Origin of the sequence: Mobiluncus porci, assembly GCF_009695935.1 — a bacterium.
In the GTDB taxonomy this organism is placed as follows: Bacteria; Actinomycetota; Actinomycetes; order Actinomycetales; family Actinomycetaceae; genus Mobiluncus; species Mobiluncus porci.
In genome coordinates this window covers 1-11,533 of the sequence record NZ_VUMY01000028.1, presented here as the reverse complement: position 1 = coordinate 11,533, position 11,533 = coordinate 1, and the positions used below count along the sequence as shown (strand labels likewise).

Sequence of the window (11,533 nt, the reverse complement as noted above, 5' to 3'; positions counted from 1 at the left end):
CACCCTGACAAATTTATCGCAAAGCAGAAAAAAACTTTTGCTGGGGTCCTTCCTTTTTAAACAAATTCCAACACAAAAATTACAAAAAACCCACGTCCCCATGACTCATTTAGATATCAAGGAGGATGGTGAAGGGGCCGTCGTTCACGAGACTCACTTTCATGTCGGCTCCGAAAATCCCGCGTTCCACGCGCACACCGAGAGCTTCCAGACCGACACAAACCGCTTCTACCAGGGGCTCGGCGACTTCGCCGGAAGCCGCCTGAATCCAAGAAGGCCGGTTACCCTTGCGGGCATCTCCATAGATAGTGAACTGGCTTATCACCAGAACCGGCAATCCCAGAGTCAAGGCAGAAACCTCATTACCACGGGCTTCGGCCAGTTTCTCAGAACCAGCCACCGCGGCATCGTAGGCTCCGGGCGCATCAAAAATCCGCAAGTTAGCAATCTTGCGCACCATCGTTTCAACTTCCGCCGCGCCGTCAGTTCCCGTTACGCCGATAAAAACCACCAGTCCCGGGCCTGTAAACTCGCCGGCCACTCGTCCTTCCACGGTGCAAGATGCGCTGTTGGCGCGTTGGATTACTGCTCGCATAGTTTGTCTCTTTTCACTACGACTCTGGGGTTCAATCCCTGGGCCATGCTTTAAAAATGAGTCAAAAAGCACGTCCCCATGACTCATTTTCACCAAGGGGTTGGCGGGCGATTGCCGCCGGAACCGGAGCCGGAACCGCGACCGCGCCGTCTCCAATAGGCAACGGCCGGACGCACATCAGCCAAGTAAACTCCGGGGATAATCAGCGCCATCAAGGCTCCAAACAGCCCGACCGGCCCGGTAGGAGTCAAAGCCAGGAAAGAAATCACCAAAGCCAAAAGATTCAATAAAACCCAGAAATTGCGGGTGCGTTTCCCCTCGGAGGTGAAGGCTTGAGCCGGAGTCGTCAAAGCATGAATCAAAGAAAATGCTGACATTCCCACCACCACTGCGACAAGTGCGAACACGAGCCACATTTGAATGATATTGATTATCCCGGCAACGTTAATCATTGCGCTCCACCTTTCAAACCGACTTTGATACTTCCAGAAGTTCCTCCGCTCCCGAGACCGCCCGTGACTCCAGCCTTCTTATTGCTAGTACCGCCCGCACCTCCGACTCCACGAGCTCCACCGGCTCCCCCGCGACCTCGCAGCCCCAGCGCCCCTCCAGGCTTTCCTCCCCCAAATCGCTTCGGGTTTTCTCCACTGGGGTCAACAATCACGGTCTGCGCGGCGCGAACCACCACTCCGTCAGACCCTTCCACCAGCAAAATCTCGTCCGTCCCCAAAGTTCGCGGTACCAATGCCAAACCGATTTGACCTAGCAACGGATGAAACGCCACCGAAGTCAAAACTCCGGCTTTTTCCCTGCTTGATTCCACGGCAATTTCCGAACCAATCTCGGGCATCTCCTCTGAAGACCCATCAAAATCGAGAAACACGAGTCGGCGCGGCGGGCGTCCCCGATTCACCAATTTCGCTACTGTCTCCTGACCGGTATAGCACCCCTTATTCAATGACACCGCGGTCCTAAGCCAATCCAACTCGTGAGGCAAAACACCGGGCATTCCTTCGCGCCCCAGCCGCGGCCGCCACATCGCGATCCTCAGAGCCTCCCAAGTTTCGAGTTTGGTTTCTTCAAAGTCAAAATTCTCCAAAACCCGCCGGAACTCCCCCGCTGCTGACGCCGGAAGAATTTCTAAAACCCGCAAGGGCACTCGTTCGCCCCCGCAGTCCACCCCTAGAGCCTCTTCCAGGTCAATATGAGGATCGCCCGGCGGTGTAAATGTTGTCGTTTCCCCAACCGTCTGTGGCCAGGGATCGAGCCATTCCACAGCTCCGAGACGGTTTGCAGAATCACTAAAGAGCGAGTCCTTGCCCAATTCGTGGAACAAAATCCCCCCGAACACCACGAATTTATCGCTTACGTCCGCAATCTCCACCCGAGACCGAAACCGCATCGCCTCCAGGAAATCGCGGGTTGCCACGGGTTCCTCGGTCAAAATCCAGGTTTTTTCCTCATCCTCCACGAGATAAAACGCGAGTTCGATGTGACCCTTAACATCCAAAATCAGCGCCTCGCTCGAATCCCCCGCCCTCAAACCTGTCACAGACTGGGTTGTCACCAGTTCGAGCCACTTCAAGCGGCCTGGCCCGCTGACTTGCACCACGCCCAGAGGCACCTGGACGTACCCACGCCCCTCCAAAAATTCTTGGCCCCCGTACCAGCCACACGGCACCGGCTCGCTCGGCCAGTTGCGGTGTACTTTTGGATAAATTTCCATCTCATCGCCTCAAATCAAAGTTCATTACTCGCCAACATTGTCCCCACTTCTGTAAGTTCACGTCAGTGTCGGGCCTTCCCCCACCAGCAGTCTCGCCAGAATATAAATCGGAATCCCCGCGGCGAGAATCGGAATAAATGCTTGGGATACCGCTGCTCCCACCGTTGCCGGAGCCATGTTGCCACTGAAGACGACTCCGAGGGCCGCAAAGGTCATCCCGATGACTGCCCCCAGAAGCACCCCAGAGACGATGGCCGCTGCCAAGGTGGGGAGATGTCCGCCGGCAAAAATAACCATCTGGTCTCGGGCAGTCCCCTCCAATCCCATAATCGCCGCCCCCGCCAAGAATCCGAAGAGACAGGAAAAGAAAATCGTGGCAACAACCCGCCAACGAATCGTCCAGTTGGCGCTCATGGCCATCCCGACGCAGCCCCCGAGCAAAGTGAGCGCCCCCGGAACCAGCAGGAAATACCACAGGGCCTCCCCTTCAAGCATGATCCAGGCTCCTCCGGTGGAAACAATAAGGACACCGGCGATGTTTCCGGAAACGGAGTTCAACAAGTCGGGACGCGGAGAGCGGAACATTTCTGTCACGAAGGCCCCCACGATTCCGAGCCCGACGACTTCCGCGATGATGGAAAAATCTCCGAATATCCTCGCTAACGCAATGGTAGCCAACCCCACAATCAGGATGAGGATGGCGCTGGCTCGCGGAGCCGGCAGGTGGGTTAGCTGCTCCCAGCCGTAGGCAAAACTGAGAACTCCGATTATGACCGCCACGGTCAAAAACTCAGAGGGAAGAATAAACACCAAGGCCATCCCCAGAGAAACCACGGCAGTCACGATTTCGGGATGCGCACACAGTACCCGACCGGCCAGGCTTTCCGGCACTTTCGGGAGCTTCTCAAGGTGTTCCTCGGCGTGGACGCTGCGACGATCGCGGCGTTTAATCACCATGGTGTCCATCAGTTCCGGGGGAAGCCCGCCGGAGCTGGAACTGGCGTTGGTTTCCGCTGGCGCGCCTGAGTTCGAGGCCTCCGACACCGTCGCGCTTTCAAACCTGTTCGCCTCCGAATCAGCCCGCATAAAATGCTTGGGGCTCTGGTTCGGTTCAGCAATGGTCATAGCCCGATTATTTCACACAATGCCAGCCGATTCACTGCCATCGCCGAAGAACGCGGGGATTCCAACAAAAACTCCCTTAAAAACTTCGTAGGCCCCAGAAACTGGAGCCTACGCGACACCAGCACCGCAAAGCGCCTGTCGGCGCGAAGGCCGCTCGTAGCGGCAGTTAATGGAGCCCGGGGCTTTCACGACACCGATGTCTTGGTTAAAAAGATACCCCACCCGCGCCGATTATGCGAGAGATTCGTAAAAATTGTTAAAAATCTCCAGCAATTCCTGCCGTTCAACCCCCAAATGTTCCTGACAAACACTAGGTAAAGGGGACTTTCTACCTAGTTTTAACGTAGTTTTTACATTTAGTCTTTCCCCCGATAGGCTAAAACCATAAACCAGCGAGAAGGGCAAAAATGGGGCTGTTCAACCGCCGTAAAGACGAGAGTTTTTTCGAACTACTAACAGAAATCGCCGGTAATCTCATCACCGGCACCAATCTCCTCTCCCGACTGGTGAAGTCGGACTTGGACCAGCGCGACGGGCTACGCGATGAGCTCCACGTGGTGGAAAACCACTCGGACGACTTGACCCACGCCTTTATGAACAAGGTCAATCAGTCCTTCATCACCCCGCTGGATCGCGATGACATGTCGCAAATTGCCTATCGTCTCGATGATTGCATGGATTTGACCGACGAAGCCGCCACCCTCATCGTTGTCTACCAGGTCGATACTCTCACCGAAGATATCCTCAAACAAGTGGAGATTCTTGAAAAATGCGCCGAATTAACCGCCGAGGCGATGCCCCGACTAAAAACCCTTTCCGAGCTCAAAGAGTATTGGGTTGAAATTAATCGTCTTGAAAACCAGGCCGACCGAATCTACATGCGGGCCCTGTCAGCAATTGTCAACCAAATCTCTGACCCGATTCAGGTCATCAAACTCAAAGACATCACCGAACGGCTCGAAGAAGCCTGCGACGCTTATGAACACTTGGCGGCTCTCGTCGAGGGCATCGCCATCAAGGAGTCGTGACGGATGGATACCTCCCTCATCCTGGTGATTTGCGTGGTCATCATCGCGCTGGCTTTCGATTTCACCAACGGTTTCCACGATGCCGCTAACGCCATTGCCACCTCGATTTCGACCCGCGCTTGGTCCCCGCGCCAAGCCCTCGCCGTCGCCGCTGTGATGAACCTACTTGGGGCCATGCTCGGCACGGAGGTCGCGAAAACTATCGGCTCGGGCATTATTGACATGTCCAGTTACGCCACCGCGGTTTCTCACGCCCAGCGCGCCCATGGCCTCCTTATCGTCCTGGCCGGTCTTCTCGGGGCAATCACCTGGAACCTCATCACCTGGTATTTCGGTTTACCGTCCTCGTCTTCCCATGCCTTGATTGGCGGGCTCGCCGGGGCGGGTCTCGCCGCGGGAGTAGTCGTGAACTGGGGGACCATCACTTCCCACGTCTTGATTCCGATGGTGGTTTCTCCCGCGGTGGGCTTCACCTGCGCCTACCTGTTGATGAATTTATTGCTGCTGGCGATGCGCCGCGCCACCTACCACCCCGCGATGCGCAAGCTACGCGTGGCACAAAAGTTCTCCTCCGCAGCTCTCGCGCTCGGCCATGGGCTACAAGATGCCCAAAAAACTATGGGCGTCATCTTCATTGCCTTGGTGGCGGGAGGACACAACAGCCTCGAAGACCCGATTCCTTTCTGGGTTAAAATCGCGGCTGCTTCGGCCATTGCACTCGGCACTTTCACCGGCGGTTTTCGCATCATGAAAACGCTCGGCTCCAAGGTCATCCATGTGGATCCCGCCAACGGCTTCGTCTCCGAAACGGTTGCGGCCCTCGTGCTTTACTTCACAGCGTTTGTCTGGCACGCCCCGATTTCCACCACCCACACGGTCACGACCGCAATTATGGGTGTGGGCGCCACCAGGAGGCTCTCTGCGGTACGCTGGGGCACCGCCGGCGATATCGTGGTGGCCTGGGTCTTGACTCTTCCAGCTTCCGCCACGGTCGCTGCTGTGGTCTATCTAATCCTCGAGTTCGCCACTCGCATCTGAAGTCATCAACTGCCAGCCGGCGGCTCGGGCAGGTGGCGTTCCACCGACAAAACCTGGGGCATTTCCTCATCTCCCAACCCGCAATGGACCACGAGAATCTCAGCTAAATCCATCATCGACCAGTCGGCTTCCCCGTTATCGGCGTATTCATCGTGCAAAGCGGCTTGACGCACCTGGTCCACCAGGTCGCCCAGCACGGGACGGTGGGTACAGATAACGGTTCCGCCCTTGGTGAATGCCTCCTGGGCACACAGTTGCAAAACCTGCTGGGCCTCAGCAGGATTATCCGCAAAACCCGCCTCGCTCAAGGCTTCCGCGTATTCCCCGACGATCGCCGTCGCCTTCAAAAACGGACGTACCGTCTGGTCACAGCGCTTCCACGGCGAACTCACCACCCGTGAGATCCCAAAAGCCGACAGCGTCGGGACAATCGCCAGAGCCTGTGATTTGCCACGCTTTTTCAAGGGTCTCAAGGCATCATCCGTTTTCCATTTGTCTCGCTTTTTCGCTTTCGCGTGGCGTAGCAGAACCACCGGACGCGAATTACCCCATCCGGCTTCGAGAACCTCACCGGCGCGGGCGGCGAGACTCCGGTCAAATTCGTGAGTGAGCAGATGCAGGGCTTCCTCAATGGTCACCCATCTCCGCTCATCTATCTCCGACTCTTCCGCCGGCTCCGCATAGGGCCGCGCCAGAACCGCCGGAGAATTCCTCACGCTCGCGAGCCAATAGGTCACTTGCTTGTTGATACCGTCAACTGGATAGTCAGTCACCGCCAGCTTCGGGCCGAGACTTACCTGCAGGCCGGTTTCCTCCGCGATTTCCCTCACGGCACATCCGGGAAGAAATTCTCCCGCTTCTAGTTTCCCTTTAGGGAAGGACCAATCGTGGTATTTCGGTCGGTGCACCAAAAGAATCTCGAAGGGTTCTGGCCCGTGATTCGTCAGCGCCGGATGTTCCTCTCCTCCGCGCCAGACTACGCCTCCGGCCGCATAAATCCCGTAGTCGTGAGCCTCACCGGTGGGAAACAGCCCCGTTGCGACCGTCGTGACCGTCATGACCTGCTTCTTCCCACCACGCGGGAGGAGGCTTTCGCCATCAAGGTTCCTTGAATATCCTCCAGCCGCAGCCCCGACTCGTTGGTCTTCACCCGCACCCACTGTTGGTCGGGCATCAAACGCCACGATGAGGTGGTGTCGGCGACGCCCTTGCGAACCAGTTCAATGAGGTAGTTGATTTGGTCTTTGTCTACAATCCGCACCAGCGCTTCCACGCGCCGATCCAGGTTGCGGTGCATGAGGTCAGCTGAACCAATCCACACCTGGGGGTCTCCGTCGTTGGCGAAGGCGTAGATGCGGGAATGCTCCAGGAAACGTCCCAGAATCGAGACCACATGAATATTCTCTGAAAGACCCGGAATTCCCGGTTTCAGCGAGCAAATCCCGCGAACCTGAACTTCGACCGGAACCCCTGCTTGGGAGGCGCGATAGAGGGCGTCGGTCATGCGTTCGTCCACAATGGAGTTCGCTTTGAACAAGATCCACGCGGGTTTCCCGGCCTTCTTGTTGGCGATTTCCTTCTCGATTCCAGCAATGAGCCCGTCTCGAATCGAGCGCGGCGCCACCAGGAGCCGGTGGAATGTCGAGCGCGGGGCATAACCGGAAAGCTGGTTGAACAGCCGCGTCAAGTCTTGTGCCACGTCACGATCGACGGTCAACAAGCCCAAGTCCTCGTATCCGCGCGCGGTCTTCGGGTGATAGTTACCGGTCCCAACGTGGCAGTAGCGTTTCAACCCATCGGGCTCTTGCCGAACTACCAGGCACAACTTGCAGTGGGTCTTCAACCCGACCATGCCGTAGACGACGTGAACCCCGACCCGCTCCATCTTGCGAGCCCAACCAATGTTTGCCTCCTCATCGAAACGCGCCTTGATTTCCACGATCGCCACGACTTGCTTGCCGGCGCGGGCCGCATCAATTAGCGCCTGCACAATCGGGGAATCTCCTGAAGTCCGGTAGAGGGTCTGCTTGATGGCCAGCACATTCGGGTCGTGCGCGGCTTGGACAATGAACTGCTGCACCGAGGTCGCGAAGGAATCATAGGGCAGGTGAATCAAGACGTCATGAGCCCGAATGGAGGCGAAAATATCTTGGGACTTTGATGATTCTTTCTCCGCTAAACCGGCCGGCGTAACCGGAACATAGGGCCGATATTTGAGTTGCGGAATGTCAAGATCATGGAGGTAGTTCAAACCGCGCAAATCCAGTGGCGCCGCGAGGCGGAAGACATCAGAGGGCCCCACTTCCAGATTCTCCGTTAGGAAATCGAGGATATAGGAAGGCATATCTTCGGTGACTTCCAGGCGCACTGCCGGCCCGAAACGCCGCTTGGCGAGCTCGGACTCCATAGCGGTCAAAATGTTTTCCGCGTCGTCTTCTTCGACCTCCAGGTCCTCGTTACGGGTCACGCGGAATTCGTGGGATTCCACAATTTCCATCCCGGGGAAAAGATGGTCAAGATGGGCGGAAATGACCTGCTCAATGGGGACGAAATTGACTTTCTCTCCGGCAAGAATCTTGCCGGAAGGATCATTTTCCACCCCATCTTTAGTCAGCGGCACAAACCGCGGCAGCACCGGCGGAACTTTCAACCGCGCAAAGTGGTCTTTACCGGTGGAGGGATTCCGAACCAGTATCGCCAGGTTCAAGGCCAGTCCCGAGATAAACGGGAAGGGGTGGGACGGATCGATTGCCAGCGGGGAGAGAATCGGGAACACCTTGTTGCGGAAATAGCGGTGTAGGGCGTCCTTTTGGGTGTCATCAAGGGACTCCCAGTTGGTGATGACGAGGCCGGATTTGTCGAGTTCCGGACGGATTACTTCCTGGAAATACCGATACACGTTCTCGGTCATTTCGTGGGAGCGCCGACTGATCTCGCCCTCCAATTGCCGCGGGGTGAGACCGGAAGAAGAAACCGTGGCAAAACCGGCGGCAATACGCCGTTTCAAGCCGGCCACCCGCACCATATAGAACTCGTCCAGATTGGAGCAGTAAATCGTCAAGAACCAGGCGCGTTCCAACAGTTGCAGGCGCTTGTCTTGGGCTTGTTCGAAAACGCGCTGGTTGAATGCCAGCCAGCTCAACTCTCGGTCAGCAAAACGCCCTTTCGGTAGCTTCGGCAATCCGCTGGGGGTGAGGCCTTTCTCCGGTTTCAACTTGAGCGGTGGATGGTCTGATGCTTTAGCGGACGTGTTCTTTTTGTTGGTCACCAAAGCGTCAGCGCGAGCAATCGCCACAGGCTGCGGTAGCGACTCAGTTTCGCTCTTATCCGGCTCGGCAAAGTCAGCGTCTTCATATTCTTGAGACCCCGATTCGTTTTCCTGGGGAACCTCTTTCGGGAACATCTCCTCCGGTTTGGCTCCCTCAAAGGGGAACTTCTTTTCTTCGGTCCCCTGATTTCCGTCTGGTGTCTCGTTTTGAGCCTCCGGAAGTGGAGGCGGGGTGGGCTCTCCGGATTCGGCGGTAGATTCTTTTTCGCTCATTTAATTCAATAACCCTTCCCGATAGAGTGACGCTGATTTGAACAGTTCCTGGGCCGTGTTGAGCAGTGCATCATCGCGGACAGTGACTTCGTTGGCAAGCGGGTTTGTGGGATCTTCCTTCATCCAGATTTCTTCACTGGCCGCCAGCACCCGAAGAATCGCTTGGGATTCTTCCAAGAAGTCCGCAAAGTCTTCCTTAAATTCTCCGGTCATAATCGTGCCGAGTCGCTTGCGCCAGCCGGAGAAATCCAGGGTGTGCGCGCCTTCGACATCAATGAATTTTGAAAGATTCGGGCTCGTCAGGCCTTGTTGGAAGCGTCTGGCGACTCCCTCGGGGAACCGTTTCATCCATTCATCAATCAGCAGCAGGCGCCACAGGGTTCCCGGCAAGGTTTCCGCCGGTGACCGAGACCACAGTTCAGCCAAATCATCGACCCCGTGGGTGGAGAGGAAATTCAGCAAGCGCTCCTTCGTTTCCGGATCCGGATCGGACCATTCGCCACGCGGGGCACTAATCAGGATTCGCGCCGAGGTGTGGGCTGACTCGCTGGAGAGCGCGGGATCCTCCTCACCTTCCAAATATTCCAGCGTTTCCGGTTCAATAATCGCGGGTCTCCGCGGTTTCTTCGCATTCATGTCTGGCTCCTTCTGTGTCCCAAAGACGGTTTTATTATCTCGTGTTTTCGATCCTTTAGCGGGAGATTTAGGCTTCTCATCGAGTTGGTAGGATTCCACTGTGGAAGATTTCTTCAAAACTCGAGGCTCGCAAACGCACCGGCAGGACAAAGACCGTCTCCTGGGGCATCACCTGCATCACGGATTCAGCGATTCCCGAACCGGTGAAGCTTCCACAGATTCACTCACGGTTCGAGTCATCGTGGCCTCCCTGTTGGGAATAATCCTGCTGTCCACCGTGGGAGGGCTATTTGTTCTGTGGCCGGATTCCGCCAAGATCGCGCAGCTCCAGCAGAGTTCCACCCTCTACAGTTTTGCTCCCGGGGTCAGCGTCGAGAACGCGAGAATAACGAAGATCTCTACCCCGTGCCAGCCCCTCATCGCCGATGAACCCCGATCCGAGCAGTCCCCGAAGTGTGTGCAACTCCACGTGACGCTGCTCACCGGCGCAGATCGCGGCTCCCAAGAAGTCGTCGAGGCTCACGGTCCGGGGGCGAATTCGAATTTGCGCCGCGGTGACGTGATCCAAGTCATGTATCTTCCAGACGCTGACATAGAAACTGGTCAATACAGTTTCTACGGGATTCCCAGAGGATTCCCCCTGTGGATCTTCGCCGCGATCTTTGTCCTGACAGTCTTGGTCGTCGCTCGCTGGAAAGGACTGCTTTCCCTGCTCGGCTTGGGTTTTTCTGTCCTCATCGTCCTCGGTTTCGTCCTGCCGGCTTTAGCCAGCGGACAGCCCGGAATCTGGGTGGGTCTGGTGGGTTCCACCCTCATCCTCTTCGTGGTGGTGCATCTGGCTCACGGTTTCTCCATGCGCACCGAGGCCGCCATGTTGGGAACGATAATCGGGCTGATTCTGTCCACGCTGTTCGGAATAGCAGCGGTGGAGTTCGGGAAGCTCTCGGGATACATCGACGAAACCGCCTTCGACCTCAGCGCCTATATCTCGACTCTGGATTTGCGTCAGCTCTGGATAGCCGCCACGATTCTCGCTGGTATCGGGGTTCTCAACGACGTCACCATCACCCAGACTTCCACGGTTTGGGAACTGCGGATCGCCGCCCCCGATTATTCCAGCAAAGACATCTATCTCAGCGCCATGCGGGTCGGACGCGACCACATCGCCTCCACCATCTACACCATCGTTTTTGCCTACACCGGAGCGGCTCTGACCAGCTTCGTGATGATTGCCATGTTCTTCAACGAAAAAATGGCTGATATCACGTCCAGTGAAAGTATCTCCGCCGAAGTGCTCCGGATTCTCGCTTCGGGGACGACCCTCATCCTGAGCATCCCCCTCACCACCGCCATCGCTGTGGCTCTAGTGAAAAAAACACCTCGAATCGCCCAGGGAGCGCAGGGAACGCAGCGAGCGCTTAGTGAAAACCCCGTGGAAACCCCGTGGAAACCCCGTGAGCGCCCCGTAATCACCGGGTAGTCACTTGCAGCCGCGTCCCTCTTCCCCGCTCCCCGTCGCCACAGAGCGCCCGCATTTTCACTCCCCGAGGGTTTCTGGCTATAATAGCTTCTTGGGCCTATAGCTCAGTTGGTAGAGCAGCGGACTTTTAATCCGTGGGTCGAGGGTTCGAGCCCCTCTGGGCCTACCTTTGTGGGGTCGGGCGAGTGAACTCGCCCGACCCCACAAATTTAACGCAACGGGGACTCGAACCCTCGAGGGTTAAAGGACAAATTGTGTGTTTTTTATCCGGGATTTTTGTTGTTGTAGAGCCTTAAAGTCGGGTTGAAAGTTGGTTTGGCTGAACTTTGGGGTCGGTCAAATTGTGTGTCTGTTTTCCCGGGTT

General features: G+C 56.5%; 10 protein-coding genes and 1 tRNA gene. 4 read left to right on the top strand and 7 right to left on the bottom strand.

The window, feature by feature from the left end; genetic code table 11:
• Positions 1 to 109 precede the first annotated feature (109 nt).
• From dtd to FYJ63_RS10725, 4 genes are all read right to left on the bottom strand, one after another.
• Entirely contained in the window at positions 110 to 595 is a 486-nt protein-coding gene (gene dtd, locus FYJ63_RS10740) for a D-aminoacyl-tRNA deacylase (RefSeq protein WP_154546577.1), read from the bottom strand.
• A gap of 89 nt (positions 596 to 684) precedes the next feature.
• Positions 685 to 1,047 carry a DUF2516 family protein gene (locus FYJ63_RS10735; RefSeq protein ID WP_154546576.1) on the bottom strand — a complete coding sequence of 121 codons (363 nt, stop codon included), beginning with the start codon at positions 1,045 to 1,047 and terminating at the stop codon, positions 685 to 687.
• Positions 1,044 to 2,321 (bottom strand): CAF17-like 4Fe-4S cluster assembly/insertion protein YgfZ, encoded by a 1,278-nt coding sequence (ygfZ, locus tag FYJ63_RS10730; protein WP_195839386.1) that lies wholly within the window; start codon positions 2,319 to 2,321, stop codon positions 1,044 to 1,046. Before ygfZ ends, FYJ63_RS10735 begins: the two co-directional genes overlap by 4 nt.
• A 57-nt stretch (positions 2,322 to 2,378) precedes the next feature.
• Positions 2,379 to 3,446, bottom strand: a complete 1,068-nt coding sequence (locus FYJ63_RS10725; protein WP_229770158.1) for a beta-carotene 15,15'-monooxygenase — start codon at positions 3,444 to 3,446, stop codon at positions 2,379 to 2,381.
• 407 nt (positions 3,447 to 3,853) lie between these two features.
• Between FYJ63_RS10725 and FYJ63_RS10720 the strand changes: the two genes are divergently transcribed.
• Positions 3,854 to 4,474, top strand: coding sequence for a DUF47 domain-containing protein (locus tag FYJ63_RS10720; RefSeq protein ID WP_154546575.1), 621 nt, complete (start codon positions 3,854 to 3,856; stop codon positions 4,472 to 4,474).
• Positions 4,475 to 4,477: 3 nt separating this feature from the next.
• Positions 4,478 to 5,512 (top strand): inorganic phosphate transporter, encoded by a 1,035-nt coding sequence (locus FYJ63_RS10715; protein ID WP_154546574.1) that lies wholly within the window; start codon positions 4,478 to 4,480, stop codon positions 5,510 to 5,512.
• A 5-nt stretch (positions 5,513 to 5,517) separates the two neighbouring features.
• Here FYJ63_RS10715 and FYJ63_RS10710 read toward each other — a convergent pair whose 3' ends face one another.
• The 3 genes from FYJ63_RS10710 to FYJ63_RS10700 are packed head-to-tail and all read right to left on the bottom strand — an operon-like array spanning position 5,518 to position 9,689.
• The gene (locus FYJ63_RS10710; RefSeq protein WP_154546573.1) at positions 5,518 to 6,570 is read right to left on the bottom strand and encodes an NUDIX hydrolase; all 1,053 of its coding nucleotides are present in this window, start codon (positions 6,568 to 6,570) and stop codon (positions 5,518 to 5,520) included.
• Entirely contained in the window at positions 6,567 to 9,053 is a 2,487-nt protein-coding gene (locus tag FYJ63_RS10705; protein WP_154546571.1) for an RNA degradosome polyphosphate kinase, read from the bottom strand. The genes FYJ63_RS10710 and FYJ63_RS10705 overlap by 4 nt, the downstream gene beginning before the upstream one ends.
• A complete protein-coding gene (locus FYJ63_RS10700) occupies positions 9,054 to 9,689 on the bottom strand; it encodes a hypothetical protein (RefSeq protein WP_154546569.1) in 636 nt (211 codons plus the stop codon).
• 100 nt (positions 9,690 to 9,789) lie between these two features.
• On the opposite strand from FYJ63_RS10700, the gene FYJ63_RS10695 reads away from it, so the two are divergent.
• Both FYJ63_RS10695 and FYJ63_RS10690 read left to right on the top strand, forming a co-directional pair.
• Positions 9,790 to 11,169, top strand: coding sequence for a YibE/F family protein (locus FYJ63_RS10695; RefSeq protein ID WP_338106921.1), 1,380 nt, complete (start codon positions 9,790 to 9,792; stop codon positions 11,167 to 11,169).
• Positions 11,170 to 11,262: 93 nt separating this feature from the next.
• Positions 11,263 to 11,335, top strand: a tRNA-Lys gene (locus tag FYJ63_RS10690).
• The last annotated feature ends 198 nt before the right edge of the window (positions 11,336 to 11,533 follow it).